This window comes from Streptomyces sp. NPDC017225, from assembly GCF_044331465.1.
GTDB lineage: Bacteria > Actinomycetota > Actinomycetes > Streptomycetales > Streptomycetaceae > Streptomyces.
This window is the reverse complement of sequence record NZ_JBIRNE010000001.1, coordinates 320,656-346,323: the sequence shown is the minus strand read 5'-3', so window position 1 is coordinate 346,323 and position 25,668 is coordinate 320,656. Positions and strand designations below refer to the sequence as shown.

The following is a 25,668-nucleotide window of genomic DNA, read 5'->3' as shown; positions in this document are numbered from 1 at the left end:
CCTGTGGAGCCTTTCGCCGAGAGGCGACCGCCGTCCGTATCCACCTCGTACCGCCCCGATCGTGATTCCCCCGTCGCGGTCGGGGCTTCTCCTTGCGTGCCTTCGCGGCGTGGCGGGTACCCGGTGACCTCCGTACGGGCAGGTGGCCGAGAGGAGCGCAAGGTGAGCAGCACAACGGGCAGCAGGGTCGTGGTCACGGGTGCCACCGGCAACGTGGGCACCAGCGTGGTGCGGCTGCTGTCGGAGGATCCGGAGGTCGCCTCCGTGCTGGGGCTGGCCCGGCGGATTCCCGAGTGGTCGCCCCCGAAGACGGAGTGGGCCGCGGTCGACCTGTCGTCAGAGCGGGCGGACCTGACCGGCCACTTCGCCGGCGCGGACGCCGTGGTGCACCTGGCCTGGGCGTTCCAGCCGACGCACGATCCGGCGACGACCTGGCGTACGAACGTTCTCGGCTCCATCCGGGTCTTCGAGGCGGTGGCCGCGGCAGGGGTGCCGGCGCTGGTGCACGCCTCGTCGGTCGGCGCGTACTCGCCGGGGCCGAAGGACCACGCGGTGGACGAGTCCTGGCCGACACACGGCTGGCCGGACGCCGCGTACTGCCGGGAGAAGGCCTATCTGGAACGCGCCCTGGACACCTTCGAGCGCGACCACCCAGGGGTCCGGGTGGTACGGATGCGCCCGGCCTTCCTCTTCAAGCGGGAGTCGGCCAGCGAGCAGCGCCGGATCTTCGGCGGCAGGTTCCTGCCGGGCCCGCTGGCGCGTCCGGAGCTCCTCCCCTTCCTGCCGGACATCCCCGGTCTGCGGATGCAGGCACTGCACACCGACGACGCGGCCAACGCCTACCGTCTGGCGGTGCGCTCCGAGGACGCCCGGGGACCCTTCAACCTCGCGGCCGATCCGCCGGTCGACGCCGAGCTGCTGGGCCGGATGACCGGTGGACGAACGGTGCGGGTGCCCCGCGCCGCGGCCCGCTCGGCGATCGCCGCCGCGTGGGGGCTGCATCTGCTGCCCGCCTCCCCGCACCTGTTCGACGCGGTGCTGCGGCTGCCGCTCATGGACTGCACGCGGGTGCGGGCGGAGCTGGGCTGGCGCCCCGAGCACACGTCCACGGAGGTGCTGGAGGAGTTCCTGCGGGGCTTCCGGGAAGGCGCGGGAGCGGCTACGGAGCCTCTGCGGGGGCGCAAGGTCGGCTGAGCGAGAGCGCGGGCGGAGCCGGTCCCCCGGCTCCGCCCCGCGTGCCGTCGGTCCCGCCGCGTCGTCGGCCGTTCAGCCGGACGCTGAGGCCTGTCGCACCGGTGAGGCCTGTCGCACCGCCGGCCGTTCAGCCGGACGGCTCGTCGGGCACCGGGTGCTCGGGGTGTACGGCGCCCGAGTGCGGTGCCCCCTGGCGGCCCGTTCCCGCCTCGTCCGTGTCGGGAACGTCGGTGGCGGGCCCGGCTTCCGGTCCGGTTCCGTCGCCCGCGGTGTCGTCCGTCTCGGCGTCCTCGTCACCCTCGTCACCCTCGGGGCGCTGGCCCTGCTCGCGTTGTTCGCGCGTGGGCGCGGCGGCCTCCCACGGGTCGTCGCCGGTGCCTGCCTGCTGGTCGGGCATGTCCCGCGGCACGGGGGCGGCACCGTTCTCACCCGGTCCTTCGAGGCGGTGGTCGGTCACGGCACACTCCCTTTCGCGGTCCTCCTGGTCGTTCGAACGACATCGGGTACCTCCGCGTTGACCGGCGAAACCTCAGTACGAAGCCCGCTCCTCGAGCGCCGTGCGCCACGCGGGAGCCGGGTGCTCGGGTGCCGGCTCGGGGCGCCGGCCGCCGCGCGCGAAGAAGTCGGCCAGTGGCAGGATGGCGGCACCGACGGTGACGGCGTCGGGGCCGAGGCGCCCCAGGTCGACGGTCACCTTCCCGGCGGGATGGCGCAGCGCGTACGACACCGCGTGCCGGCGTACCGCGGGCAGGAAGCGGGTGCCGAGCTGGAGGCCGGCCCAGCCGCCGATGAGGATGCGCTCGGGCTGGAAGAGGTTGATCAGGTCGGACAGCCCGGCGCCCAGGTACTCGGCGGTCTCCTCCAGGACGGCGAGCGCGACCGGGTCGGCCGCCCTGGTGTCGGCCGGGTAGGCGGCGGCGAGCATCGCGGTCAGGGCGGTCTCCTCGTCGGTGTCCTCCGGCACCCGGCCGCCCTCCTCCCGCCAGCGGGCCAGCAGCGACTCGGCGCCCGCGTACGCCTCCAGGCAGCCGAGCGCGCCGCAACGGCAGCGGCGGCCCCTGACCCGGACCGTCAAGTGCCCCCATTCGACCGCCCGGCCGTGCTCGACGTCGGGGGTGACCAGACTGGCGCCGACGCCGGAGCCGAAGAGGACCACGACCGCGTTGCGGGCACCGCGTCCGGCGCCGAACCACATCTCGGCCTGCCCGAGGGTCCTGGCGCCGTTGTCGATGAGGTAGGGGACGGATTCGGGCAGCGGGGAACCGGCGCGGAGCAGGGACTCCAGCGGGACCGCGTCCCAGCCGATGGTCTGGCCGTGCACGACGGCTCCGCGGTCCGGGGTGTGCTCGACGATGCCGGGGACGCCGATTCCGGCGCCGAGCAGCCGTTCGGGTGCGAGGCCGGCCGAGGCCAGCACCTCGGCGATGCCGTCCCGGATGTGACCGACAATCATCTCTACGTCGTACCGCTGCTGGGCCAGCGGGCGTTCGGCGCGGGCGAGCTCGGTGAGCGTCAGGTCGAACAGCTCGACGCGCACCCGGGTCTCGCCGACGTCCACACCGATCATGTGGCCACTGCCGGGCGCCACGCGCAGCAGGGTACGGGGCCTGCCGCCGTCGGAGTCGACGCTGCCGGCCTCCTCCACCAGGCCGTCGGCGACCAGGTCGGCGACGACGTTGCTGACGGAGCCGGAACTCAGTCCGGTCGCCGGGCCCAGCTCGAAACGGCTGAGCGGTCCGTCGAAGTAGAGCCGCTGGAGCACGGCCGTACGGTTGGCCCTTCTCAGGTCGCGCACCGTGCGCCCGTTCTGCCCCGCCATGTGGCTCCTCCCGTGCCTTGCCCGGTCTGCAACATACCTCTGCCGGGTCCCGGCCCGCGACTTCCTTCTCTTCTTAATTCACGTGATGAACGCACACTCTCCGAAATGCGCCGACATCACCGCTCCACGGCTACCGCCGGTGTACGGCGCGTGAGAACCACTTCCGCCCCCTTTGTCCGGCTACCGTCCTGTCCGGATACGTTCGAGGCGCCCGGGGAAGGGAACAGCCCGAGGATGCGGGATGTGCGTAAGAGTGCGGCCGCGGCTCTGCGGCGGGTGAAGTGGCTCAGGGACCCCATGGTCGTGCAGGCGCTGCGCTCGGCGACGGCGGCCTCGATCGCCTATGTCATCGCGGTGCGGCTGACCCCCGACAAGTCGGCGGCGCCGCTCACCGCGCCCCTGACCGCGCTGCTGGTCGTCCAGGTCACCCTGTACGCCACGCTCAAGATGAGCTTCCGCCGGGTGAACGCCGTGGTGGCCGGCGTCCTGGTGGCCATCGGATTCAGCCAGCTGGTCGGTCTGAGCTGGTGGAGTCTGGGCCTGGTGATCGTGGCGGCGCTGGGCGTCGGACATCTGGTGCGGGCGCACGAGTTCGTGGCCGAGGTGGCGATCAGCGCGATGCTGGTGCTCGGTGTGACCTCGCACGGGAGCCTGGCGTGGGCCCGGGTGGTGGAGACGCTCATCGGAGCCACCGTCGGACTGGCCTTCAACCTGATCCTCGCCCCTCCGGTGTGGGTGGAGCAGGCCGGCGAGTCCATCGAAGGGCTGGCCCGGCGGGTGCGGCAGCTGATGCTGCGCATGGGTGAGGAGGCCGCCGACAGCACACCGTTCCACGAGGCGGCGGCCCGGCTGCACGAGGCCCGCCGGCTCGACCACGACATCGGCGAGGTGGACGAGGACCTGCGGCAGGCCGAGGACAGTCTCCGCCTCAATCCCCGGGTACGCGAGGGGCTGCTCCACCGGGTGGTCCTGCGCACCGGCCTGGACACCCTGGAGATCTGCACGGTGGTGATGCGGGTCCTCGCCCGCACCTTCACCGACCTCGCGAAGGAACGGGAGCCGGAGCCGCTGTTCGGGCCCGAGACGGGCGCCACCATCCAGCAGTTGCTCTCCGAGATCGCCGACGCCGTGGTCAGCTTCGCGGTACTGGTCACCACCAGCGCCAGCGAGGACGCCGAGTCCGCCGAGGAGCGCCTCTCCACCGAGCTGCGGCAGGCCGCGGTCACCCGGGACAGACTGGCCCAGCTGCTCCTGGCGGAGGTCCAGCGCAGCCCCCTGCACTGGCAGTTGCACGGCGCGGTACTGACCGAGGTCAACCGCGTCATCGACGAGATGGACACCGAACACCGCTCTCGCCGGCTCCTGGAGGAACTGGACCACCACACGCGCGAGCTGCGCGAACGCATGCCGCGGCTGACCCGTCTGCGCGACGGGCTGCGGGCCCTGCTCCGGAAGCGGAACCGCGGCGGCGCCGCGCGTCGTTCTTCCTGACCCCTGACGAAGCGGCCTGGACCGGCCGCCGCCGGCAGGGGCGTCCGCCTCACCCGTCGCCGTCGGTGCGCTGCCACTGCAGGGCCCGGGGGCAGGAGGCGGCGCTCGCCTGCGTCAGCAGCACGTGCATCCGCTCGGTGAGCTGCGCGAGGTCGTCGGCGGGCGCGTGGAAGGGCAGTCGTACGTCGCCGTGGGCGCGGACGCGCTCGACGCGCAGCGTCAGTCCGTGCCGGTCGACCGCGAGCGGCCGCACCCGGACCGCGCCGTGCAGGCTGTCGGCGTCCACGAGCCGGGTCAGCCGCTCCACCGCGTCGCCGTGGCAGTCGGCGAGATGGGTCAGCAGCCGGGCCTCGGCCAGGGCCAGCGGGTCGGGCCCCGCGGCGGCGAACTCGTCCAGGTCGACCACCACGGCACCGGACGGCTGCCGCAGCACCACCCGTGTGGGCGTGAACGCCAAGTGGTCGTCCTCCACGGCGAGCCGGCCCGCGAGCCAGAGCCGGGCCCTGATCCGGCCCCGGACCGGGACGGGTGCCACGTCGGCGAACTCCAGCACGGCGGACGGCTCCCCGCGTGGCGCGCAGATCGCCGCCGCGAGCAGGGTGCTGTCCTCGGGCACGCGCAGGAGCACGCGGCCGTCGTCGGCCACGGTGTGCGCGCCGACGAACTCCTCACGGCCGCCCTCCGCGGTCACCGCGCAGGACCACGCGGCGGCGAGTACGGAGCGGGCCTGCTCCGCCGCCGCAGGCGCGGCCGCCCAGGTGTGGCTGTCACCCATCCCCAACCTCCGTCGTCAATTAACCGGTCGATTCGGCTACTCATTAGGTAAGGCTCACCTAACCTATCGGACATCAGGGTGGGCGCCAACCAGATGGCGTGATCTTCGCGGGACTTTTTCAGCCCACCGGAGGGCGCACTTCAGCGGCCTGAGGGCGCGTTACGAAGTGCAACGGGGGCGCTCACGGCGCGATGGCGCCCAGCAGGGCCCGGGCGCACAGGTCGCGCACCTGCCTTCGGTCCGGCTCCGGGTCCCGCAGCCACTCCAGGCAGACCGCGGTGGTGAACGCCAGCCAGCCGCGCACCGCCAGCCGTACGTCGGTCCGCGCCCCGAAGGCCTCGCCGAACTCCGGGTCGGCGGCCAGCGCCGCGAGGATCTGCCGCTCCTGTGCGGCCAGCGCCCGCTGGTACACCCGGCGCACCGCCCGGTCCCCGGCGGCGTCGGCGCGGTGGAAGGCGCGGTAGCCGTGCGCGTGGGCGCGCACGTACTCCAGGTAGGCGTCGAGGCCCGCGGTGAGCTGCTCGTGGACCGGAACCCCGGGCACCGCCGCGGTCATCCGCAGCATGCGCTCGCTCTCGCGCTCGACGACCGCCGCGAAGAAGTCCCGTTTCGTCGGGAAGTAGTGGTACAGCAGCCCGCGGGAGACGCCGGCGATCTCGGCGACCCGCTCGATCCACACCTCGTCGTAGGGGCTCTCCGAGAACAGCCGCGCGCCGGCCGACAGCAGTTGCTCCCTGCGCTCCCCGGTGCTGAGCCGTCGGCGGGTGCGCTCACCATCGTTCGCGGCCATGCCCGCACCTTACTTGACGCCGGTTCAACAACGGGACGAGACTGAGGCGCGCTATTGAATCCATGTACAACACACTTGCCTCGGCACGTGCCACACGCCGCTGCGTCAAGGGAGGTCGCGTCATGGCGGGGACGACGAACGAGACGGCCCGGGACGGGCTGCCGAAAGGATTCCGCAGCGCCGAGCTGGGCTGGCCCGAACTGCACCGCATCCCGCGTCCGCCCTACCGGCTGCCGCTGCTCGGCGATGTGGTCGGGGCCGGCCGGCGCACTCCGATGCAGGACTCGCTGCGGTACGCCCGACAGCTGGGTCCGATATTCCGGCGGCGGGCCTTCGGCAAGGAGTTCGTGTTCGTGTGGGGCGCCGAACTCGCCGCCGACCTCGCGGACGAGACGCGGTTCGCCAAGCACGTGGGCCTCGGCGTGGCCAACCTGCGCCCGGTGGTCAGGGACGGGCTCTTCACGGCGTACAACCACGAGCCCAACTGGCAGCTCGCGCACGACGTGCTGGCACCCGGGTTCAGCCGGGAGGCCATGGCGGGCTACCACCTGATGATGCTGGACGTGGCCGGGCGGCTGACGCACCACTGGGACCGGGCGCTGGCGGCCGGCCGGGCGGTGGACGTACCCAGTGACATGACCAAGCTGACGCTGGAGACGATCGCGCGCACCGGGTTCGGGCACGACTTCGGTTCCTTCGAGCGCTCCCGCCTCCATCCCTTCGTCACGGCGATGGTCGGCACGCTCACCCACGCGCAGCGCCTGAACACCGTGCCCGCGCCGCTGGCCCCGTGGCTGCTGCGCGGTGCGAGCCGCCGCAACACCGCCGACATCGCCTACCTCGACCGCACGGTCGACGACCTGGTCCGCGCCCGCCGGACCGCCGGCGGCAAGGGTGGCGACGGCGACCTGCTCGACCGGATGCTGGACACGGCTCATCCCGAGACCGGTGAGCGGCTGTCGCCGGAGAACATCCGCCGCCAGGTCATCACCTTCCTGGTGGCCGGGCACGAGACCACCTCGGGCGCGCTCTCCTTCGCCCTGCACTACCTCTCCCGGCACCCCGACGTCGCGGCCCGGGCCCGCGCCGAGGTGGACCGCGTCTGGGGCGGCACGGAGGCGCCCGGCTACGAACAGGTGGCCAAACTGCGCTATGTGCGCCGGGTGCTGGACGAGTCGCTGCGGCTGTGGCCGACCGCGCCCGCCTTCGCGCGGGAGGCAGGCGAGGACACGGTGCTGGGCGGGAAGTACCCGATGCGGCGCGGTGCCTGGGCTCTGGTGCTCACGGGGATGCTGCACCGCGACCCCGGGGTGTGGGGGCCGGACGCCGAGCGGTTCGACCCGGACCGCTTCGACGCCAAGGCCGTACGGTCCCGTGCCCCGCACACCTTCAAACCGTTCGGGACGGGCGCGCGGGCGTGCATCGGGCGGCAGTTCGCGCTGCACGAGGCGACGCTGGTCCTCGGGCTCCTGCTCCGCCGCTACGAGCTGCTGCCCGAGCCGGACTACCGGCTTCGGGTGACCGAGCGGCTGACGCTGATGCCGGAGGGACTGCGACTGCGCCTGGGCCGGCGGACCACGGCCGGCCGGTCCGGTGCGACACCGGACCACCCGGCACCGGACCACCCGGCACCGGACGACGCGGCACCGGCACCGGACCGGCCGTCCGCCGCCGGGGACGGCGGCTCAGGCCCCCGCTGTCCAGTGCGCCGGGTGGCTGACTGAGCCCGGCAGCCGGGTGCCCGCGCTGCCCCGGGCCGCGGTGAGCTGCGGCTGGGTGAGGAAGAAGGCGCCCGTCAGGTCCGCGTCCGTCAGGTCGGCGTCGCGCAGGTCCGCGCCGATCAGGTCGGCGCCCCGCAGATCCGCGCCGGTGAGGTCGGCGGCTATGAGGTAGGCACCGCGCAGGTCGGCGCCGCCGAGGTCGGCACCCCGCAGACGGGCGCCCATCAGGTCGGCGTTGCGGCGGTTCTTCTTCTTGCCGCGCGCGCCGGCCCGCACCAGTTCGCTGGTGCGCAGCAGCAGGACGTTGACCCGCTGCCGGTGCGCGGCCACGTCGAGGGCGGCCAGGTCCTCGGGCGACCCCTCGGTGAGGCGCTCGGTGTCGGTCAGGGCCCGGCGCAGGTCGGCGTGGACGGGACGGGCGGCGGGCAGGGTCAGGGCCTCGGTCAGATACCAGAGCAGTTCGTGCAGCTGACGGACGACCGGGAACACGTCGAAGACCCGGCGGGTGTGCTCCGGCGGGCCGGTGCGCCAGTCCTGGCCGCCGAAGGTGACCTGCGAGACCTTCTGGCCGGCGCCGAAGCAGTCGTAGACGGTGCAGCCGGTGAAACCGCTCTGCCGCAGCCGCGCGTGGATGCCGCAGCGGTGGTCGTCCCGGAGGTTCGGGCAGGGCTTGCCCGCGTCCTTGTCGATGGCGAAGTCCGCCGAGCGGGCGAAGGGCAGGGCCACGCAGCACAGGCCGAAGCACCGCTCGCAGTCGCCTCGCAGTTCCGCCTGGCCGCCGGTGGGTCCTCGCTGGTCGGCAGTGGGTTCTCGCATGGGGTCGAGCATACGGACCGCCGGCGCGTCGGGGCACCGGCGGACCCGGCCGCAGGTCCTGGCCCTGGCCCTGATCAGGGCTTCTCGTGCTACCGGCCGAAGACCTCGAAGGTCACCGCCGGCTTCCCGCCGAACCGCTCCGAGGCGGCCTCGGCGTAGCCGACGAGGAATCGGCGCACGTACGTCTGAGGGTCGTCGTCGGTCAGCGCCTCGATGTACGTGCGGTGTTCGAGCAGGGAGCGGACGGCGCGCTCCAGTCCCGGTGCGGCGTCCACGGCGTGCGTGGGCGAGGAGGAACCCGCGACGGCGACCCAGCGCACGCCGTCCCAGGGTTCGAGGCCCTGCTCGGTCAGCTCCGGGAAGATCCACCGGTTGCCGGCGTCGCCCGCCGCGTCGAGCGTGGCGCGGCCGACGGCGACGTGGTCCGGGGTGTTCCAGGCGACGCCGCCCCAGGTGTCCCGGTGGTTGAGGGTGATCACCAGCTCGGGCCGGTGCCTGCGGATCGCGGCGGCGATGTCGCGGCGCAGGGCGGTGCCGTACTCGATGACGCCGTCCCGGTGGTCGAGGAACTCCACCTCGCTCACCCCGACGACGGCGGCGCTCGCCCGCTGCTCCCGCTCCCGCAGGGCGCCGCACTCGGCGGGCGCCAGGGTGTCGATGCCCGCCTCGCCCCGGGTCGCGAGGACATAGGCGACCTCGCGGCCCTCGTCCGTCCAGGAGGCGATCGCCGCCGAGCAGCCGTACTCCAGGTCGTCCGGGTGGGCGACGACGGCCAGGGCGCGCCGCCAGTCGCCGGGCATGGGCTCCAGTCGTGTGTGGGTCGGCTCCGTCATGCCCGCACCCTAGTACCTGCCGCCGCCGTCACCCCGGGAACCGACGCGTCGTCGTCCAGGACTCGTCGTTCAGGCCTCGCCGTTCAGGCCTCATCGCGGGCGAGCGCGAGCAGCCGGTCCAGAACGCGGGGGCCGCCGGCCCGTACGCCGTCGTGCTCGAACTCGTCGGTGACCCAGGTGCGCAGGCCCCGGATCGTGCGGGCGGTGCTCAGCGCGTGGCCGGTGTCCACGTACATGTCGTCGTGGTAGACGGCCGCGGCGGCCGGGACCTCGTTGGCGGCGAGTCGGGCGGGGTCGTACAGCGGTGTCCAGTCGGTGCGGGCGGCGAGGAGCTCGGCGGTCTCGCGCAGGGGGCGCAGCGCCGGGTCGCAGTCGAACATCCAGGGGTGGACGGACTCGCCGGTGAACATCAGCGGTTCGTCTCCGGCGAGGGCCTTCGCGGCGTCGAAGCGCGGGAACTCGGCGCGGACCCGCTCCGCGGACCAGTTCGTCGGGCGCGCGTCCTGGCCGTAGATGGCCTCGTGGACGAGGGCGTAGAGCGGGTGGCCGGCGTACGACAGCAGGCTCTGCGCCTGCTCCTGGAACGCGTCGGACAGCTCGTGTCCGCCCGGGGTGCGGACGAAGGCGTCCTCCAGGAGGAAGTGCAGGCGGTGGCTTCCCTCGCTGCCGCCGAGGAGGATGCCGAGGGACTGGAAGGCCTCGGTGGTGAGCCGGTAGCCGTTCGGCAGGACGACGTCGTGGGTGAGCAGGTGGTCGGCGATGCGGCGGGCGCGCTCGACGTCCTGCGGGTAGCGGGCGTAGTGTGCGGCGACCTTGCGCTCGATGCGCGGGTAGGCGGCCCGGTAGACGTCGTCGGCGTGGGCGTCCAGGGAGGGCAGGCCGCCGGTGATCAGGGCGGTGCTCAGGCCCTCGGGGGCCAGCGACAGGTAGGCGACGGTGCAGAAGCCGCCGAAGCTCTGGCCGAGGACGGCCCAGGGGGCGCCGCCGGTGACCTGGGGGCGGATCGTCTCGCAGTCGCGGACGATGGCGTCGGCGCGGAAGTGGGTGAGGTAGTCGGCCTGCTCCGCGGGGCCGCCGCGCAGCGGGAGCGTCTGGCGGTTGGCGGGCGTGGAGGCGCCGGTGCCGCGCTGGTCGAGGAGGAGTACGCGGTACTCCTTCAGGGCGCGGCCGAACCAGGCGGGGCGGCCGATGAAACGGTTCGCCCCGAAGCCGGGGCCGCCCTGGAGGTAGACCAGCCACGGCAGGTCCTGGTGTGCCTTGTCGCTCGCGACGGCCTCCCGGGCGTACAGCTCGATCGTCTCCCCGGAGGGGTTCGCGTGGTCGAGGGGCACGGTGAAACGGCGGTCGGTGAGGACGACGCCGGGCTGACGGTAGCTGAGACTCAACGGGGCTCCCGGGACGGATGGATCGGGTGAACGGGTCGCACGGACAGGTCGTACGGACGGGTCCTACGGACAGGTCGTGCGGACGGCTTCTTTCGGCCATGTCCCAGTTCAGCACATGGTTCTGCGGTCGCCGACCCCCGGGATCGCGAAATCGTGCCGACCCACGGGTCAGCGGGCGGCGAGGCTGGAGCGCCGTACCACCAGTTCGGGCTGGAGCACGACCCGCCGGTGCGGGTGGGCCCGGTCCGACCCCTGCGGCTCCGTCTCCTCCAGGAGCAGCTCGGCGGCCATGGCGCCCATGGTCACCGCGGGCTGGCGCACGGAGGTCAGCGGGACGGCCGCGGCGGAGGCGAACTCGATGTCGTCGTAACCGACGATCGCGAGATCCCCGGGGACGTCGACCCCGGCGGCGTAGAGGGCCTGCAGGACCCCGAGGGCGAGCAGGTCGTTGGCGCAGAAGACGGCGGTGGGCCGGTCCGCGAGGCCGAGGAGGCGGGCGCCGGCGTCCCGGCCCGCGGCGACGTCGAGGCGTTCGGTGGGCAGTTCGCGCAACGCGTCGGGGCCGAGCCCGGCCTCGGCGAGCGCCCGCAGGGCGCCGGTACGGCGGTCGCTCACCTGGTTGAGGCCGGGCGGGCCGCTGACGTAGGCGATGGAACGGTGTCCGGCGTGCACCAGGTGACGCACCGCCAGGGCCCCGCCCGCGACGTCGTCGACGGAGACCGAGCACTCGGTGGTGCCGTCGGCGACCCGGTCGACCAGTACGAAGGGGATGTTGTGGCGCCGGAAGCCCTCGATGTTGCGGCCGGTGGCGTCGGCCGGGGTCAGCAGGACGCCCCGGACCCGCTGCTCGGCGAAGAGCGAAAGGTACTCGGCCTCCTCCCCGGGGTCCTGCGCGCTGTTGCAGACCATCACGCCGAGCCCGGCGTCGCGCGCCGCCCGCTCGGCGCCACGGGCGACGTCGACGAAGAAGGGGTTGCCCATGTCCAGGACGAGCAGCCCCATGATCCGGCTCCGGCCGGCGCGCAGTTGGCGCGCGGACTCGCTGCGGACGTAGCCGAGCCGGTCGATCGCGGACTGCACGCGCGCGCGGGTCTCGGTCGCGACGGTGTCGGGGCGGTTGATGACGTTGGACACCGTGCCCACGGAGACTCCGGCGGCGCGTGCGACGTCCTTGATACCCACCGAATGGGCCATCGGGCAGGGACCTCCAGGGTCGGACCAGAAACAACGCACCAGGGACGCGGGGCGGCCGGAAGGCCTTCACATTACCCGCGCCGCCGTGGGAAGACCTTCGTCAGGGGCGGGCGACCGGGGCCGCACTCACCGCCTGTGGTCTCCCCCTGCCTCGATACGCCGACTACCCTGCGCTTCATCCGATGATCATGTTGTTCGGGCCGACCGTTCGAGCCGACCGACCACAAGGAGCCGCGATGCGTGTCGCCCTGTTCCTGACCTGCGTCAACGACACGCTCTATCCGGACACCGGTCGTGCCGTGGTGAGACTGCTGACCAGGCTGGGTGTCGACGTCGACTTCCCGATGGCCCAGACCTGCTGCGGGCAGGCGCACTACAACACGGGCTACCGGCACGAGGCGGAGCCGCTGGCCCGGCACTTCGCCGACGTCTTCGCACCCTACGACGCGGTCGTGACGCCGTCGGGCTCGTGCGGCGCGATGGTGCGGGAGCTGTATCCGCGCATGGGCGAACGGGCGCGGGCCGAGGGACGCGGGGACACGCTCGCGGCGGCCCTGGCGCCGGTGGTGCCGAAGACGTACGAGCTGACGGAGTTCCTCGTGGACGTCCTGGGGGTGACGGACGTGGGGGCGTACTACCCGCACACCGTGACGTACCACCCGACGTGCCACGGGCTGCGGAGCCTGGGCCTCGGTGACCGGCCCCGGCGGCTGCTGGAGGCGGTGAAGGGGCTGGAACTGGTCGAGCTGCCCGGCGCGGAGGAGTGCTGCGGCTTCGGCGGCACCTTCGCCGTGAAGAACTCCGACGTCTCGGCGGCGATGGGCGTGGACAAGGTGCGCAACGCCGAGTCCACCGGCGCCGATGTGCTGTGCGCGGCCGACAACTCCTGCCTGATGCACATCGGTGGGACCATGACACGGCTGCGGACCGGCATGCGGCCGGTGCACATCGCGGAGATCCTGGCGGGCACGGAGGAGGCGGCGACCGTATGAGCGGGACGTATCTGGGAATGCCGGCGTTCCCAGCCTTTCCGGAGGCTGCGCGTGAGGCGGTGCACGACCCGACGCTGCGCGGGAATCTGCGCCACGCCACGCACACCATCCGGGACAAGCGGGCCCGCGCGGTCGCGGAACTGGACGACTGGGCGGCGCTGCGCGAGGCCGGGAAGCAGATCAAGGACCACACGCTGCGCCATCTCGACCGGTACCTGGTGCAGATGGAGGAGGCGGTCACGGCGGCGGGCGGGACCGTGCACTGGGCCGCCGACGCGGAGGAGGCCAACCGGATCGTCACCCGGCTGGTCAAGGAGAGCGGCGGCGGTGACACGGAGAAGCGTGAGGTCGTCAAGGTCAAGTCGATGGCGACGCAGGAGATCGGTCTCAACGAGGCGCTGGAGGCTCAGGGCGTCCACGCCTACGAGACCGATCTCGCCGAGCTGATCGTGCAGTTGGGCAAGGACCGGCCGTCGCACATCCTCGTGCCGGCGATCCACCGCAACCGCGGTGAGATCCGGGACATCTTCCGCTCCGAGATGGGCGAGTGGGGCCGCCCGGCCCCCGAGGGCCTGACCGACACGCCCGCCGAACTCGCCGAGGCGGCCCGGCTGCACCTGCGGGAGAAGTTCCTGCGGGCCGAGGTCGGCATCTCCGGCGCCAACTTCATGGTCGCCGAGACCGGCACGCTCGTCGTCGTGGAGTCCGAGGGCAACGGCCGGATGTGCCTGACCCTGCCCGAGACCCTGATCTCCGTCGTCGGCATCGAGAAGGTCGTGCCGAGGTGGCAGGACCTGGAGGTCTTCCTGCAGACCCTCCCCCGCTCCTCGACGGCCGAGCGCATGAACCCGTACACGTCCATGTGGACCGGCACCACCGACGGGGACGGCCCGCGCGTCTTCCACCTGGTCCTGCTGGACAACGGCCGCACCGACACCCTCGCCGACGAGGTCGGCCGCCAGGCCCTGCGCTGCATCCGCTGCTCGGCGTGCCTCAACGTCTGCCCCGTCTACGAGCGGGCGGGCGGTCACGCCTACGGCTCGGTGTATCCGGGCCCCATCGGCGCCATCCTCAGTCCTCAGCTCAGGGGCACGGGAAGCGAGGTCGACGCCTCCCTGCCGTTCGCGTCCTCGCTCTGCGGCGCCTGCTACGAGGTGTGCCCGGTCGCCATCGACATCCCCGAGGTGCTGGTGCACCTGCGGGAGCGGGTGGTGCGGGGCGGGCCGGCCGTCCGGCAGGGCAACAGGGTCGTCCTGAAACCGGCGAAGGGGCATGCCGCCGAGCGGGCGGCGATGCGGGCCGCGCAATGGGCGTTCACGCACCCGGGCGCCCTGCGGACCGGCCAGCGGCTGGCGTCGCGCACCCGTCGCCTGCATCCACGCACCCTTCCGGGGCCGGGCCGCGCGTGGAGCGGCAGCCGGGACCTGCCGGAGGTGCCCGTGGAGCCGTTCCGGGACTGGTGGCAGCGCACGCGTGGTGGAAAGGACGGGACGAAGTGAACAGCGGGGCCGGCAGGGAACGCGTACTCGGCCGCGTACGGCGGGCACTCGCGGACGTGCCGCACGACGACCCTCCGTACGAGCGTGCCGTCGCGCGGGACTACGCGCGCGAGCACGGGCGGCGGACCGTCGCGGAGACGGTGGAGCTGCTCGCCGACAACCTGGCGGACTACCGGGCGATCGTGCACCGGTGCGCGGACGGGCAGTTGCCCGGGCTGCTGACGCGGCTCCTGGCCGCACGCGGCTCGCGGAGCGTGCTGATGCCGCCCGGGTTGCCGCCGGACTGGCTGGAGGCCGTCGACGCGACCCGTGTGCACGACGTGGCGGCGAGCACCCCGCACGAACTCGACCGGGTGGACAGCGTGGTCACGGGTTGCGCCGTGGCCGTCGCCGAGACCGGGACGATCGTCCTGGACGGCTCCCCCGACCAGGGCCGCCGCCGCATCACCCTCGTCCCCGACCATCACATCTGCGTCGTACGGGTGCCGGACCAGGTGGTCTCCGCCGTGTCCCAGGCCCTGGAACGCCTGGACCCGGCGCGCCCGTTGACCTGGATCTCCGGTCCGTCGGCGACCAGTGACATCGAACTGGACCGGGTCGAGGGGGTGCACGGTCCGCGCACCCTGGAGGTGGTGCTGGCGGGCGGGTGAGCGGGACGTCCGTCCGCGAGGTCGCCCGGTCCTCAGGACGTCGGCGGGCAGCGTCACCGTGACGATCAGGTCCCCGGGCAGCGAGAGCTCGAAGAGGGACTCCAGGACCTCCAGCGAGGAGCGGTGCACCGCGCCCGGGTCCGGGCACGGCCGGGGTGATGTGCGAGACCAGCTCGTCGGAGGCGAGTTCGCGGGACATCACCACGCCGTAGCCGTCGAAGGCGAAGGACCGGGGTTCGGCGAGCCGGGCTGTCCCGTCGGTCGTGGCGATCATCGTGGCGCACGCGGGCCGGGGGTGTCACTGGGTACACCCCCCGATACGGGCTCTGCGCCCAGTGTGGCGCGGCCGCCGGCTCCGTAGCGTCGTCGGCGAGGCAGCGCACAGGGCGTGCCGCACGGAAGGTGATGACGATGTTCCGCTCCGGCGCACGAGGCAACCACGACCCCGGCCCCGCCCCCGAGGCCCTCCGGCTCGTCAAGGTGACCAGGACCTACGGCACCGCGGAGAACGCCGTGACCGCCCTGGACAGCGTGACGCTGAGTCTGGGGCGCGGCACGTTCACCGCCGTCATGGGGCCGTCGGGCTCGGGCAAGTCCACGCTGCTGCAGTGCGCGGCCGGTCTGGACCGGCCGGACAGCGGCATCGTGTGCGTGGACGGCACGGAGCTGACAGGGGGCGGCGAGGCGGAGCTGACGAAGTTCCGGCGCGGCCGGGTCGGGTTCGTGTTCCAGCAGTACAACCTGCTGGAGACACTGACGGTCGCGCAGAACACGGTGCTGCCGCTGAAGCTCGCCGGGCGCCGTGTCGACCGGAAGCGGGCCCGGGAGATCCTCACCGCGGTGGGTCTCGGTGACCGGCTCGGTCACCGTCCCGACCAGCTCTCCGGCGGTCAGCGGCAGCGGGTGGCGATCGCCCGTGCCCTGGTCAGCGAACCCCGGGTGATCTTCGCGGACGAGCCCACGGGCGCGCTCGACACGCGCAGCGCGCGGCAGGTGATGCTGCTGCTGCGAGAGGCGGTGCGGGCGCACGGCCGGACCGTGGTGATGGTGACGCACGACCCGGTCGCCGCCTCGTACGCCGACTCGGTCGTCTTCCTGGCCGACGGACGGCTGGCCGGGCGGATGGACGTACCCACCCCGGACACGGTCGCGGAGCGGCTGGCGCACCTGGGCGACGACGTGCCGGCGGGGGTGTGAGCGATGTTCGTACTGGCCCTGCGGTCGATCCGGCGACGCCCCGGACGGTTCCTCGCGACGCTGCTGTCCGCCTTCCTGGGCGCGGCGATCACCATGATGTTCAACTCGATGCACGACGTGGCCGGACAGGACGGTGTGGATCCGGTCAGCTCGAACACGCTGGGCACGGCGGCGGGGGTCGTGGGCGGCTACGGGACCCTGCTGGTCTTCTTCGCGGTGGCCTCCACGCTGACGGTCAACGTCCGTCAGCGCACCGCCGAGATGGAGCTGCTCCGCTGCTCGGGCGCGACCCCCGCCCAGATCGGGCGGATGGTCGTGGGTGAGGCGGTGGCCGTGGCCGTGGCCGGCGCGGGACTGGCGATCGGTCCGGCGATGCTCGGTGGGCGGGCGCTCCTTGACATGTTCCAGGACGGCGGCCAGGTGGCGCGGTCCGTCGAGTACTCCTTCGGCCCGATCGCGCTGATGAGCGGGGTGGGCATCACCCTGGTCGCGTCGGCGGGCGCCGCGTTCCTGGCGGTGCGGCGGCTGACGCGGGGCGGCCGGAAGCGGGCCGGGGTCAAGCGGTGGCCGGCGTACGCCGCGCTGGCCACCGGTGCCGCGGGAACCTGCGCCACCTTCCTGTTCTCGGCGACGGACGAGGCGCTGATGGCGCCGCCGGCCTACGGGGCGATCCTGCTGTCGGTGGGTTTCGCGCTGCTGTCGCCGCTACTGCTGAGGGGAGTGCTCGCCCGGCTGCCGCTGAACGGCGCGAGCGGCTGGCTGGCCGTGCGCAACCTGCGCGAGCGGGCCGGTCACCTCGCCGGGATCCTGGTGTCGCTGATCCTGTTCACGGCGGTGTCGACGGCGACGGTCACCATGCAGGCGGTGGAGAGCGACGCGGTGAAGGCCTCCGGCCTGGTCAAGTCGGTCGACGCCAAGAACCTGGAGACGCTCAACCTCACGGTGGTCGGCATCATCGCGGTGTTCGTCTGCGTGATGCTGGTCAACTCGCTGTACGCGGCGACGACGTACCGCTCCCGTGAGTTCGGGCAGCAGCGGCTGGCGGGGGCGACGCCCGGGCAGGTGCTGGGCGTGGTCGGTGCCGAGGGCGTGATCCTGACGGTGACGGGGGTGTTCTTCGGCACGGTGGCCGCACTGGCGGGGGTGCTGCCGTTCACCGTCGTGCGTTCCGACGCGGTGCTGCCCGGCCAGTTCCTCGGCGTGTGGCTCACGATGGTGGCGGTGTCGGCGGCGGTGACGCTGGGAACGAGCCTGGGGACGGCCCGGCGGGTGCTGCGTACGCCGGCGGTCGGGGCGGTGACGCCGGCCGCATGAGCCGGGAACGGCGAGCGGAGGGACGGCCGTCCCTCCGCTCGCCGTTCCCGGTTGTTCACCCGCCGCGCCGGACCCGTCCTAGTCCGCCTTGGCGTACTCCTTGGCCATGCCTCCGGCGAAGTCGTACACCACGCACTGTTCGTCGCCCACCACCCAGGCGTCGTGCCCGGGCGAGCAGACGAACACGTCGCCGGGGCCCACCTCGCTCTCGGCTCCGTCGTCCATGTGGACGCGCATGCGTCCCTGGGCCACGTAGCAGTTGTGGTGGATCATGCAGCTGTCGGTGCCCGCGATGGGTGCCACGGACTCCGACCAGCGCCAGCCCGGCTCGAAGGTGGCGACGGCGAAGTCGAGGCCTTCCATGTGCACGGCCTCGATGTGTCCCCGGGGGAAATCGCGCCGCTCGTCCGGCTTGTCGAGCGTCTTGGCCTCCAGCATGACGCTCCTCCTTTCCCTGCCCCCACCACCCCATCGTCCACCTGTCAACCCGGGGCCGCCATCCGGGGGACGGTGGGGTCTCAGCGCGGCGCGCCGCACAGGCGGGCGAAGCGTGCGGCGTCCACGTTGCCGCCGGAGAGGATCACGCCGACGCGGCCGGGCAGCGGGCCGGCGCAGCCGGTGAGAAGGGCGGCCAGCGGGGTGGCGCCACTCGGTTCGAGGACGGTCCTCAGCCGCTCGAAGGCGAACCGCATCGCGTCCCGGATCTCGTCGTCGCTGACCAGCACGACCACGTCGAGCAGCCGCCGGTTGAGGGAGAAGGTCAGCTCGCCGGGGGTGGGCAGGGCCTGGCCGTCGGCGATGGTGTGCGGGACCGGGACGGTGACCCGCCGGCCCGCCTCCAGGGAGCGCCGGGTGTCGTCACCGGCCTCGGGTTCGACGCCGATCACCCTCGTGCCGGCGTGCAGGCCCTTGACCGCCGTCGCGCTCCCGGCGATCAGTCCGCCGCCGCCCACCGGTGCGATCAGCGCGTCCAGTGGTCCTGTTTCCTCGACGAGTTCGAGGGCGGCCGTCCCCTGTCCGGCGATGACGTGCGGGTGCTCGTAGGGCGGGATGAGGCTCAGCCCGCGTTCGGCGGCGAGGGCCTCGGCGAGGGCGACGCGGTCGCCGGTGTAGCGGTCGTAGGTGACGATCTCGGCGCCGTAGCCGGCGGTGGCGTCCCGCTTGGAGGGCGGCGCGTCCTCGGGCATGACGATCACCGCGGTGGTGCCCAGTTCGCGCGCGGCGAGGGCGACCGCCTGTGCGTGGTTTCCGGAGGAGTAGGCGGCGATGCCGCGGGAGAGCCGCTCCGGCGTGAGGCGGGAGGCCGCGTTGTAGGCGCCGCGGAACTTGAAGGCGCCCACCCGCTGGTGGTTCTCGCACTTGAGGAAGACCTCGGCGCCGACGAGGGCGTCCAGGGTGCGTGAGCGCAGCACCGGGGTACGGTGCGCGACGCCGGCCAGGCGGGCGGCGGCGGAACGGACGTCGTCGAGGGTGACCGGCGGGGTGGTGGTCGTCACGCGTGTCCTCCAGCGGGGTCGGTGGCCGGGCCGGTCGTGGCGCGGGCCCGGGCGAGGTAGTTGTAGGCGGAGGCCCGGGAGATGCCGAGCCGGGCGGCGACCTGCTCGACCGATCGGCGTACGGCGAACACTCCGCGTCCGTCCAGGTCGCGGAAGAGCTCCAGGCGCTGTGCGCGGTCCAGTGCCGCCCAGCTCCTGTCCCGCAGCGGGTGGGCGTCCAGGATGGCGTCGACCACCGCGTCGATGTCGTCGCCGAAGGTGGTCGCCGGTGGATCGGCGGGGGCGCCCGCGGCGCCGGCGAGGGCGCCGAGCAGGGCCTGGGCCCGGTCGACGGCGGTGACGTCCAGGTTGACGCACAGGGCGCCGAACACCGCGCCCGTGGAGTCGCGCAGCACCATCGTGGAGGACTTCAGCAGGGTGCCGTCGCCCGTCCGCGTGACGTAGTTCAGCTCGTCCCGCGCCTCGTCGCCCCGGGCCAGCACACGCATGCCGATCTCGCTCATCGCCCCGCCCACCGTCCGCCCGGTCACCGAGCCCGCGACGGCCACGACCGACCGCTCGGGGCGCCGGTAGTCGTGCAGGACCACCTCGCAGACCGGGCCGAACGTCGCCGCGATCCCGTCGACGACGGGGCGCAGCGCGGCGAGGACGGAGTCCCTTTCCGCGTCCAGGGCCGTTTCGCTCACCAGGTGCCTCCCTACGGGAATCACAACCGGGTCGAGACTACACGTCCAATCACTGGACTGACAGTCCAAGTGCAGTACCCCGCCCCCACTTCCTGTTTGACATCACCACCTCATCTGATCATGCTTCTACTAATGAATTAACTAAATCATGGAAGGTGACGTGGTCGAGTACCGGATCGATCGGCAGAGCGGCATCCCCGCCTACGTGCAGATCGTGCGGCAGACCGAGCAGGCACTCCGCATGGGTGTGCTGCGGGTCGGGGACAGGCTCCCGACGGCCAGGGAGGTCGTCGCCGCCACCGCCATCAACCCCAACACCGTGTTCAGGGCCTACCGCGACATGGAGCAGGCGGGCCTGGTCCGGTCGCGGCGCGGGCTCGGCACCTTCGTGACGCGGTCGCTGGCGCGGCCCGGCGCGGAGGAGGACTCGCCCCTGCGCACGGACCTCACCGAGTGGGTCGCACGGGCCCGGTCGGCCGGACTGGAGCGGGACGACGTACTCGCCCTGGTCACGGCTGCCCTGGACCAGCACGAACACGGGCACGAGCGCGAGCCGCACGAGCGACACGAGCGACACGAGCGACACGAGAACGACCCGGACGACCGGGGACGGAAACAGGAGGACGCATGACCGGGCCAGACGAGCCCGCCGCGCTGCACGCCACGGACCTCGGGTTCCGCTACCGGGCACGCGGCGACCGGGCCCTGCGGGACTGCGGGTTCACGGTGCCCCGCGGCCGTATCACCGCCCTGGTCGGCCGCAACGGCGCGGGCAAGAGCACACTGCTGCACCTGGCGGGCGGACTGCTGCGGCCCACCCACGGCGAGATCCGGGTACTGGACACCGCCCCGGGCACGGCCGCGGCGCGCAGCCGGGTCTCCCTGCTCACCCAGGACAGGCCGCTCTACCCCCGTTTCACCGTCGCCGACACCCTGCGCATGGGCGGCAGGCTGAACTCCGTGTGGGACCACGCGGCAGCCGAGCGGGTCGTGCGGGAGGGCGGCATCGCGCCGTCCGCCCGCGTGGGCGAGTTGTCCCCCGGGCAGCGGACTCGGGTGGCGCTCGCCCTGGCCCTCGGCAAGCGGCCGGACCTCCTGCTGCTGGACGAGCCGCTCGCCGACCTGGACCCGGTGGTGCGCGGCGAGATCATGGCGACGCTGATGGCCGAGGCGGCGGAGCGCGAGGTGAGCATCGTGCTGTCCTCGCACGTCCTGCCCGACCTGGAGCAGACCTGTGACTGGGTGCTGCTGCTGCGGGCCGGCCGGGTCGGGCTGAGCGAGGACGTCGACGCGCTCCGCGAGAGCCACATCCTGGTCAGCGGCCACGTCGACCAGACGCCGGCTCTGCGGGAGCACACCGTGGTGCACCGCCGTACGCACGGCCGGCAGCTGACCGCCCTGGTGCGGTCGCGCGGCCCGCTCGGCGGGGACTGGCACGTCGAACGGCCCGGCCTGGAGGAGATCCTGCTCGGCCACCTGCGGTCCGGTGCCGATGGCACCCCGGGCACCACCGGTGCCGACAGCGCGAAGGAGGCGGCGTGAAGGGCGCGCTGTGGCTGGCCTGGCGCCAGCAGCGGGTACTGGTCGTCTGCGGCGCCGTGGTCCTCCTGGCCACCGCCGCGCTCGCCGCGTACTTCCGTTCCGGCATGCTCGACGACCTGCGCGGCGGGCTGTTCGACCACTGCGGCCCCGGACCGCTGTACTGCGGCCGGCCCGAGGACGGACTGCCCCAGTTCCTGGACGTCGAGCCGCTCAGGCTGCTCGGCGCGCTCAACATCGCCCTGCCCACCCTGATCGGCATGTTCTGGGGCGCGCCGCTGCTGGGCCGCGACCGGGAACTGGGCACCCACCGGATGATCCTGTCCCAGGGCGTCGGCAGGGCCCAGTGGTTCGCGTCCCGCTTCGCACTCGCCGCGGCGGGCACCGTGGCGCTCTCCGGGACCCTCGCCCTGCTGTTCCGCTGGTGGTGGGAGCCCGCCGTCAACCGCAGCTACGGCGTCTTCTGGTACGAGGCCTCAGCGCTGACCGGCTCCGGCCCCGCCACCGTCGCCGCCGCGCTGGCCGGCCTGGCCGTCGGCACCCTCGCCGGACTGCTGGCACGCCGGGTGCTGTCCGCGATGGCCTGGACACTGCTGGTCACGGCGGCGGTGACGGTTCTGGTGCAGTGGACGCACCGGGCCCGCCTGCTGGTCCCGCCGCACCGGTACGTCAGCGACGGGTGGCAGCCCAAGCCGCCGATGGGCGACAAGTGGTCCACCGGGCACTACGGCATGGTCACGGCGTCCGGCCGCCGCGAGGACGCCCTGAACTGCCCCCACCCTTCCGGCCGCGAGCTGATGGAGTGCATGTCCCAGTACGGCTACGTCGCCCGCTTCTACGAGGCGAATCCGACCGGCGACTACTGGACGTTCCAGTGGACGGACACGGCGCTCCTCGGCGGCCTCGCCCTGGGACTCACCGTCGCCACGGTCCTCTTGCTGCGCCGCCGGGTCTGACACCCTCTCCGGCATCCTCCCCACCACCCCGCTCCTCACTCGGAGGTCGATCCGCTCATGCCCAAGGACGCCAAGTCCCCGAAGAAACTGCGCAGCAACCGCGCCGCGCTCACCCACAAGGTCGGGTACGCGCTGCGCCACCCGGAACGCGTCGGCCCCTACGTCCGCCGGGCCGGCCGGGACGCGTGGCTGCGGATCAAGCACCCGGACCACGTCGGCTACTACCGGGCCGTGATGGCCTCGGACACCCGTCGCAACCCCGAGGCCGCGGTGGGCAGCCAGACCCACGACCGCTGGCTGGCACTGGGGCAGATGCAGTTCGAGTACCTGGTCGAGCACGGGCTGTGCCCCGAGCACCGCATGCTCGACATCGGCTGCGGCAACCTGCGCGGCGGCTGGCGCTTCATCGACCACCTCGACACCGGCCACTACTACGGCATCGACATCTCGCCGGACATACTGATCGCCGCCAAGAGGACCCTGAGCGAGCGCGGGCTCCAGGCCAAGCTCCCCCACCTGACCATCACCGGGGACCTGAAGCTGGAGTTCCTGCCCGACGACCACTTCGACGTCATCCACGCGCACAGCGTCTTCTCGCACTCACCGCTGAGCGTCATCGAGGAGTGCCTCGCCCACGTCGGCCGCGTCCTGACCGGCACCGGGTTCTTCGACTTCACCTTCGACCGCACCGAGGGCACCGAACACCAGGTGCTCCGCGAGGACTTCTACTACCGCACCGACACCCTGCTCGCGCTGGCCCGCAGGCACGGTCTGCACGCGCGGTTCATGGAGGACTGGGAGAAGCGGCCGCACGGCCAGTCCAAGATCCGCGTCAGCCGCTCGCCGCTGCCGTCGTAGACGGCGGGCCGAGCGGCAGTGGCCACGCCCTCGGGGCCGGACCGTCCGTCCGGCCCCTACGGGCGCGGATCGGTCCGCCGCCAGCCCGGGCGGGCGTCCGCGCCCCGGCGGCCGGCCGCGGCGGCGCAGCGGGGACAGACCCGGCGGACCGCGTCGGCCGCGCCGCCGGACTCGGGCAGCACGTCGGTCCAGGTCACGCCCGCGAACCGGGACAGCCGCGAGCGGTGGAGCGACAGACCGCACACGGTCTGGTTCATGCCCTGTTCCCACGCGTGCACCTCGCCGGCCGGAAGCCAGCGGTCGTCGTCCTCGTCCCACCAGCGACCTGAGGCCGCCACTTCGTAGCGCCGTGTCCTGGCCATCGGCTCCGCCCGCCGCCTTCCTCTCCCGTGCTCCCGCTCCTGTGGCCCCCGCGCCTCGCCCGTCCCGGGTGCCCCGCGGTGCGGACGCCCACACGCGCGTACCTCCTCCTGTGTGATCACTCCGCAAGTCCTGCCGGTTCCGCCGGTTTTGTCTGCTTAGCATGCGGGGTCCGCGCATCACGGGTCGGCGCCACCGCGCGACGGGACCCGGGCACGGACGGCGCACCCCGGCTCGCCCGCCGCGAGTACCCCGTGCCGGCGTGCGTGGGGCGACCGCCCGGGGCCCACCCGGTTCCCCGTGCAGTTCGCCCATGGACCGCCCGCCCCGTACGAGAGGACAGCAGATGGCGCCCACGGGCCGTCACAGCGCACTGGCCGAGCACGCCTTCTCCCCGCACGACGCCGTGCTGGGCGCCGCCGCACGGCACCTCGGCCGCCGGCGCTTCCTCACCGTCACCGCGGCCGCCGCCGCGCTCGCCTTCTCCACCAACCTGCCGGCTCGCGGCGCGGTCGCCGCGCCCCTGCGGGCGGCCCGGATCAGCAGCGACCCGTTCACCCTGGGCGTCGCCTCCGGCGACCCCCTGCCGGACTCGGTGCTGCTGTGGACCAGGCTGGCGCCGGAGCCGTTCCTGGAGGACGGCGGGATGGGCACGGAGCGGGTCACGGTCGAGTGGGAGGTGGCCCTCGACGAGTACTTCGCGGTCGTCCTCTTCCGGGGCACCGCCGAGGCACACGCCGAGTACGCGCACAGCGTGCACGTCGACGTCCAGGGCCTGACACCGGGCTCGGTGTACTACTACCGCTTCCGTACCGGTACCTGGATCAGCCCGACGGGCCGCACCCGCACCGCGCCGCCGGCCGGCAGCGCGGCCTCGTCGCTGAGACTGGCGGCCGTCGCCTGCCAGGCCTACCAGGACGGCTACTACACGGTGCACCGGCACCTCGCCGAGGACGACGTCGACGTGGTCTTCCACCTCGGCGACTACCTGTACGAGTACGCGGTGAACCCGGCCGGCGGAGAGCGCCGCTACACGGACGTCACGCTGCCCGACGTGTTCAACCGCGAGACCATGACCCTCGCGGACTACCGGATGCGCTACGCGCTCTACAAGAGCGACGAGGACCTGCGGGCCGCGCACGCCGCGCATCCGTTCGTCGTCACCTGGGACGACCACGAGACCGAGAACAACTACGCCGACAGCGTCCCGGAGAACGACATCCCGCCGGACCAGTTCCTGCTGCGACGGGCCTCCGCCTACCGCGCGTACTGGGAGAACCAGCCACTGCGCGCCGCCCAGCTGCCCCAGGGCCCCGACGCGCAGCTGTACCGCCGGCTGCACTGGGGCACGCTCGCCCAGTTCGACATCCTCGACACCCGCCAGTACCGCTCCGACCAGGCCTACGACGACCGGCCGCACGCCCCCGGACCCGAGTCGGACGACCCGGCGCGCACCATCACCGGGGCCGCGCAGGAGCAGTGGCTGCTCGACGGCTGGCAGAGCTCGGCCGCGCTGTGGAACGTGATGCCCCAGCAGGTCTGCTTCTCCCAGCGCAAGTTCGACGTGACCGCCGACGCCGCGCTCTCCATGGACGCCTGGGACGGCTACCGCGCCTCGCGCGAGCGGGTCGTCGCCGGTGCGCGGTCGGCCGGGGTCGACAACTGGCTGATCCTCACCGGCGACGTGCACGTGGGCTACGCGCTCGACGTCAAGGACGACTTCGACGACCCCGCGTCCGCCACCGTCGGCACGGAGATCACCTGCACCTCGGTGGCCAGCGGCCGGGACGGCGTGGAGCAGCCCGCCAACTGGGACCTGTACATGCGGGCCAACCCGCACATGAGGTTCTACAACGGCAAGCGCGGCTACGTCCGGGTCGGGCTCGACCGCCAGGCCGCCCGCCTCGACTTCCGGACGGTCTCCGCCGTCAGTACGCCCGGCGCCCCGATCACCACGGCCGCGTCCTTCGTCACCGAGGCGGGCGCCCCGGGACTGAAACCCGCCTGAACCCGGCCCGGGACGCGCGTCCGCGTACTGCACTTGGCACCCACCGCGTCCCCCATAGCGCGAAAGACGCCCGGGTCCGGCGTCGGCGCCCGTCT

At 73.1% G+C, this 25,668-nt stretch carries 25 protein-coding genes; 13 read left to right on the top strand and 12 right to left on the bottom strand.

Annotation, left to right across the window (positions count from 1 at the left end; all coding sequences use genetic code 11):
• Positions 1 to 162 precede the first annotated feature (162 nt).
• Positions 163 to 1,194: an SDR family oxidoreductase gene (locus tag ACH4NX_RS01425; RefSeq protein ID WP_351394916.1), complete on the top strand. Its 1,032-nt coding sequence runs from the start codon at positions 163 to 165 to the stop codon at positions 1,192 to 1,194.
• 127 nt (positions 1,195 to 1,321) lie between these two features.
• Here ACH4NX_RS01425 and ACH4NX_RS01420 read toward each other — a convergent pair whose 3' ends face one another.
• A complete protein-coding gene (locus ACH4NX_RS01420) occupies positions 1,322 to 1,651 on the bottom strand; it encodes a hypothetical protein (RefSeq protein ID WP_351394913.1) in 330 nt (109 codons plus the stop codon).
• A 72-nt stretch (positions 1,652 to 1,723) separates the two neighbouring features.
• Positions 1,724 to 3,013 carry an ROK family protein gene (locus ACH4NX_RS01415; protein ID WP_351394910.1) on the bottom strand — a complete coding sequence of 430 codons (1,290 nt, stop codon included), beginning with the start codon at positions 3,011 to 3,013 and terminating at the stop codon, positions 1,724 to 1,726.
• Between the two features lie 234 nt (positions 3,014 to 3,247).
• Here ACH4NX_RS01415 and ACH4NX_RS01410 point away from each other — a divergent pair, with 234 nt between their 5' ends.
• Positions 3,248 to 4,504: an aromatic acid exporter family protein gene (locus ACH4NX_RS01410; protein WP_398127308.1), complete on the top strand. Its 1,257-nt coding sequence runs from the start codon at positions 3,248 to 3,250 to the stop codon at positions 4,502 to 4,504.
• A gap of 49 nt (positions 4,505 to 4,553) precedes the next feature.
• Here ACH4NX_RS01410 and ACH4NX_RS01405 read toward each other — a convergent pair whose 3' ends face one another.
• Positions 4,554 to 5,279, bottom strand: a complete 726-nt coding sequence (locus tag ACH4NX_RS01405) for a DUF2470 domain-containing protein (protein WP_398127307.1) — start codon at positions 5,277 to 5,279, stop codon at positions 4,554 to 4,556.
• A 181-nt stretch (positions 5,280 to 5,460) separates the two neighbouring features.
• Positions 5,461 to 6,069: a helix-turn-helix domain-containing protein gene (locus ACH4NX_RS01400; RefSeq protein ID WP_351394901.1), complete on the bottom strand. Its 609-nt coding sequence runs from the start codon at positions 6,067 to 6,069 to the stop codon at positions 5,461 to 5,463.
• A gap of 122 nt (positions 6,070 to 6,191) precedes the next feature.
• Here ACH4NX_RS01400 and ACH4NX_RS01395 point away from each other — a divergent pair, with 122 nt between their 5' ends.
• Complete coding sequence (locus tag ACH4NX_RS01395) at positions 6,192 to 7,793, top strand: cytochrome P450 (RefSeq protein WP_351394899.1); 1,602 nt, start codon at positions 6,192 to 6,194, stop codon at positions 7,791 to 7,793.
• On the opposite strand, the gene ACH4NX_RS01390 is transcribed toward ACH4NX_RS01395, so the two are convergent.
• The 4 genes from ACH4NX_RS01390 to ACH4NX_RS01375 all read right to left on the bottom strand — a co-directional run bounded on the left by ACH4NX_RS01390 (position 7,755) and on the right by ACH4NX_RS01375 (position 12,018).
• A complete protein-coding gene (locus tag ACH4NX_RS01390) occupies positions 7,755 to 8,606 on the bottom strand; it encodes a pentapeptide repeat-containing protein (RefSeq protein WP_351394896.1) in 852 nt (283 codons plus the stop codon). The genes ACH4NX_RS01395 and ACH4NX_RS01390 overlap by 39 nt on opposite strands.
• An 89-nt stretch (positions 8,607 to 8,695) precedes the next feature.
• Positions 8,696 to 9,439 (bottom strand): PIG-L deacetylase family protein, encoded by a 744-nt coding sequence (locus ACH4NX_RS01385; protein ID WP_351394893.1) that lies wholly within the window; start codon positions 9,437 to 9,439, stop codon positions 8,696 to 8,698.
• An 83-nt stretch (positions 9,440 to 9,522) separates the two neighbouring features.
• Positions 9,523 to 10,824, bottom strand: coding sequence for an alpha/beta fold hydrolase (locus ACH4NX_RS01380; protein ID WP_351394890.1), 1,302 nt, complete (start codon positions 10,822 to 10,824; stop codon positions 9,523 to 9,525).
• Between the two features lie 168 nt (positions 10,825 to 10,992).
• Positions 10,993 to 12,018 carry a LacI family DNA-binding transcriptional regulator gene (locus tag ACH4NX_RS01375; protein WP_351394887.1) on the bottom strand — a complete coding sequence of 342 codons (1,026 nt, stop codon included), beginning with the start codon at positions 12,016 to 12,018 and terminating at the stop codon, positions 10,993 to 10,995.
• Between the two features lie 236 nt (positions 12,019 to 12,254).
• Between ACH4NX_RS01375 and ACH4NX_RS01370 the strand changes: the two genes are divergently transcribed.
• The 5 genes from ACH4NX_RS01370 to ACH4NX_RS01350 all read left to right on the top strand — a co-directional run bounded on the left by ACH4NX_RS01370 (position 12,255) and on the right by ACH4NX_RS01350 (position 17,670).
• Positions 12,255 to 13,010: a (Fe-S)-binding protein gene (locus tag ACH4NX_RS01370; protein WP_398127306.1), complete on the top strand. Its 756-nt coding sequence runs from the start codon at positions 12,255 to 12,257 to the stop codon at positions 13,008 to 13,010.
• Entirely contained in the window at positions 13,007 to 14,509 is a 1,503-nt protein-coding gene (locus tag ACH4NX_RS01365; RefSeq protein ID WP_398127305.1) for a lactate utilization protein B, read from the top strand. Before ACH4NX_RS01370 ends, ACH4NX_RS01365 begins: the two co-directional genes overlap by 4 nt.
• Positions 14,506 to 15,159: a lactate utilization protein C gene (locus ACH4NX_RS01360; RefSeq protein WP_398127304.1), complete on the top strand. Its 654-nt coding sequence runs from the start codon at positions 14,506 to 14,508 to the stop codon at positions 15,157 to 15,159. The genes ACH4NX_RS01365 and ACH4NX_RS01360 overlap by 4 nt, the downstream gene beginning before the upstream one ends.
• Before the next feature lie 405 nt (positions 15,160 to 15,564).
• Positions 15,565 to 16,356 carry an ABC transporter ATP-binding protein gene (locus tag ACH4NX_RS01355; RefSeq protein ID WP_398127303.1) on the top strand — a complete coding sequence of 264 codons (792 nt, stop codon included), beginning with the start codon at positions 15,565 to 15,567 and terminating at the stop codon, positions 16,354 to 16,356.
• A 3-nt stretch (positions 16,357 to 16,359) separates the two neighbouring features.
• The gene (locus ACH4NX_RS01350) at positions 16,360 to 17,670 is read left to right on the top strand and encodes an ABC transporter permease (protein ID WP_351394879.1); all 1,311 of its coding nucleotides are present in this window, start codon (positions 16,360 to 16,362) and stop codon (positions 17,668 to 17,670) included.
• Positions 17,671 to 17,748: 78 nt separating this feature from the next.
• Here the strand turns inward: ACH4NX_RS01350 and ACH4NX_RS01345 are convergent, their stop codons facing one another.
• The 3 genes from ACH4NX_RS01345 to ACH4NX_RS01335 all read right to left on the bottom strand — a co-directional run bounded on the left by ACH4NX_RS01345 (position 17,749) and on the right by ACH4NX_RS01335 (position 19,852).
• Entirely contained in the window at positions 17,749 to 18,108 is a 360-nt protein-coding gene (locus tag ACH4NX_RS01345; protein ID WP_279565544.1) for a cupin domain-containing protein, read from the bottom strand.
• Between the two features lie 80 nt (positions 18,109 to 18,188).
• The gene (locus ACH4NX_RS01340) at positions 18,189 to 19,166 is read right to left on the bottom strand and encodes a pyridoxal-phosphate dependent enzyme (protein WP_351394875.1); all 978 of its coding nucleotides are present in this window, start codon (positions 19,164 to 19,166) and stop codon (positions 18,189 to 18,191) included.
• Positions 19,163 to 19,852, bottom strand: a complete 690-nt coding sequence (locus ACH4NX_RS01335) for a helix-turn-helix transcriptional regulator (RefSeq protein ID WP_351394872.1) — start codon at positions 19,850 to 19,852, stop codon at positions 19,163 to 19,165. The genes ACH4NX_RS01340 and ACH4NX_RS01335 overlap by 4 nt, the downstream gene beginning before the upstream one ends.
• A 148-nt stretch (positions 19,853 to 20,000) precedes the next feature.
• On the opposite strand from ACH4NX_RS01335, the gene ACH4NX_RS01330 reads away from it, so the two are divergent.
• The 4 genes from ACH4NX_RS01330 to ACH4NX_RS01315 are packed head-to-tail and all read left to right on the top strand — an operon-like array spanning position 20,001 to position 23,205.
• A complete protein-coding gene (locus ACH4NX_RS01330; RefSeq protein ID WP_351394870.1) occupies positions 20,001 to 20,483 on the top strand; it encodes a GntR family transcriptional regulator in 483 nt (160 codons plus the stop codon).
• Complete coding sequence (locus ACH4NX_RS01325; protein ID WP_351394867.1) at positions 20,480 to 21,394, top strand: ABC transporter ATP-binding protein; 915 nt, start codon at positions 20,480 to 20,482, stop codon at positions 21,392 to 21,394. Before ACH4NX_RS01330 ends, ACH4NX_RS01325 begins: the two co-directional genes overlap by 4 nt.
• Positions 21,391 to 22,347 (top strand): transporter, encoded by a 957-nt coding sequence (locus ACH4NX_RS01320; RefSeq protein ID WP_398127302.1) that lies wholly within the window; start codon positions 21,391 to 21,393, stop codon positions 22,345 to 22,347. The genes ACH4NX_RS01325 and ACH4NX_RS01320 overlap by 4 nt, the downstream gene beginning before the upstream one ends.
• 57 nt (positions 22,348 to 22,404) lie before the next feature.
• A complete protein-coding gene (locus tag ACH4NX_RS01315) occupies positions 22,405 to 23,205 on the top strand; it encodes a class I SAM-dependent methyltransferase (RefSeq protein ID WP_398127301.1) in 801 nt (266 codons plus the stop codon).
• A gap of 56 nt (positions 23,206 to 23,261) precedes the next feature.
• On the opposite strand, the gene ACH4NX_RS01310 is transcribed toward ACH4NX_RS01315, so the two are convergent.
• Positions 23,262 to 23,567, bottom strand: a complete 306-nt coding sequence (locus tag ACH4NX_RS01310; RefSeq protein ID WP_351394860.1) for a hypothetical protein — start codon at positions 23,565 to 23,567, stop codon at positions 23,262 to 23,264.
• A gap of 344 nt (positions 23,568 to 23,911) precedes the next feature.
• On the opposite strand from ACH4NX_RS01310, the gene ACH4NX_RS01305 reads away from it, so the two are divergent.
• On the top strand, positions 23,912 to 25,573 hold the full coding sequence (locus ACH4NX_RS01305; protein ID WP_351394858.1) for an alkaline phosphatase D family protein: 1,662 nt from the start codon (positions 23,912 to 23,914) through the stop codon (positions 25,571 to 25,573).
• Positions 25,574 to 25,668: the final 95 nt, after the last annotated feature.

Excerpts from the sequence above, each read along its gene's own strand:
- ACH4NX_RS01415 (WP_351394910.1), bottom strand. The coding sequence starts at position 3,013 with ATGGCGGGGCAGAACGGGCGCACGGTGCGCGACCTGAGAAGGGCCAAC.
- ACH4NX_RS01410 (WP_398127308.1), top strand. The coding sequence starts at position 3,248 with ATGCGGGATGTGCGTAAGAGTGCGGCCGCGGCTCTGCGGCGGGTGAAG.
- ACH4NX_RS01405 (WP_398127307.1), bottom strand. The coding sequence starts at position 5,279 with ATGGGTGACAGCCACACCTGGGCGGCCGCGCCTGCGGCGGCGGAGCAG.
- ACH4NX_RS01400 (WP_351394901.1), bottom strand. The coding sequence starts at position 6,069 with ATGGCCGCGAACGATGGTGAGCGCACCCGCCGACGGCTCAGCACCGGG.
- ACH4NX_RS01395 (WP_351394899.1), top strand. The coding sequence starts at position 6,192 with ATGGCGGGGACGACGAACGAGACGGCCCGGGACGGGCTGCCGAAAGGA.
- ACH4NX_RS01390 (WP_351394896.1), bottom strand. The coding sequence starts at position 8,606 with ATGCGAGAACCCACTGCCGACCAGCGAGGACCCACCGGCGGCCAGGCG.
- ACH4NX_RS01385 (WP_351394893.1), bottom strand. The coding sequence starts at position 9,439 with ATGACGGAGCCGACCCACACACGACTGGAGCCCATGCCCGGCGACTGG.
- ACH4NX_RS01375 (WP_351394887.1), bottom strand. The coding sequence starts at position 12,018 with ATGGCCCATTCGGTGGGTATCAAGGACGTCGCACGCGCCGCCGGAGTC.
- ACH4NX_RS01370 (WP_398127306.1), top strand. The coding sequence starts at position 12,255 with ATGCGTGTCGCCCTGTTCCTGACCTGCGTCAACGACACGCTCTATCCG.
- ACH4NX_RS01365 (WP_398127305.1), top strand. The coding sequence starts at position 13,007 with ATGAGCGGGACGTATCTGGGAATGCCGGCGTTCCCAGCCTTTCCGGAG.
- ACH4NX_RS01355 (WP_398127303.1), top strand. The coding sequence starts at position 15,565 with ATGACGATGTTCCGCTCCGGCGCACGAGGCAACCACGACCCCGGCCCC.
- ACH4NX_RS01350 (WP_351394879.1), top strand. The coding sequence starts at position 16,360 with ATGTTCGTACTGGCCCTGCGGTCGATCCGGCGACGCCCCGGACGGTTC.
- ACH4NX_RS01345 (WP_279565544.1), bottom strand. The coding sequence starts at position 18,108 with ATGCTGGAGGCCAAGACGCTCGACAAGCCGGACGAGCGGCGCGATTTC.
- ACH4NX_RS01330 (WP_351394870.1), top strand. The coding sequence starts at position 20,001 with ATGGAAGGTGACGTGGTCGAGTACCGGATCGATCGGCAGAGCGGCATC.
- ACH4NX_RS01325 (WP_351394867.1), top strand. The coding sequence starts at position 20,480 with ATGACCGGGCCAGACGAGCCCGCCGCGCTGCACGCCACGGACCTCGGG.
- ACH4NX_RS01315 (WP_398127301.1), top strand. The coding sequence starts at position 22,405 with ATGCCCAAGGACGCCAAGTCCCCGAAGAAACTGCGCAGCAACCGCGCC.
- ACH4NX_RS01310 (WP_351394860.1), bottom strand. The coding sequence starts at position 23,567 with ATGGCCAGGACACGGCGCTACGAAGTGGCGGCCTCAGGTCGCTGGTGG.
- ACH4NX_RS01305 (WP_351394858.1), top strand. The coding sequence starts at position 23,912 with ATGGCGCCCACGGGCCGTCACAGCGCACTGGCCGAGCACGCCTTCTCC.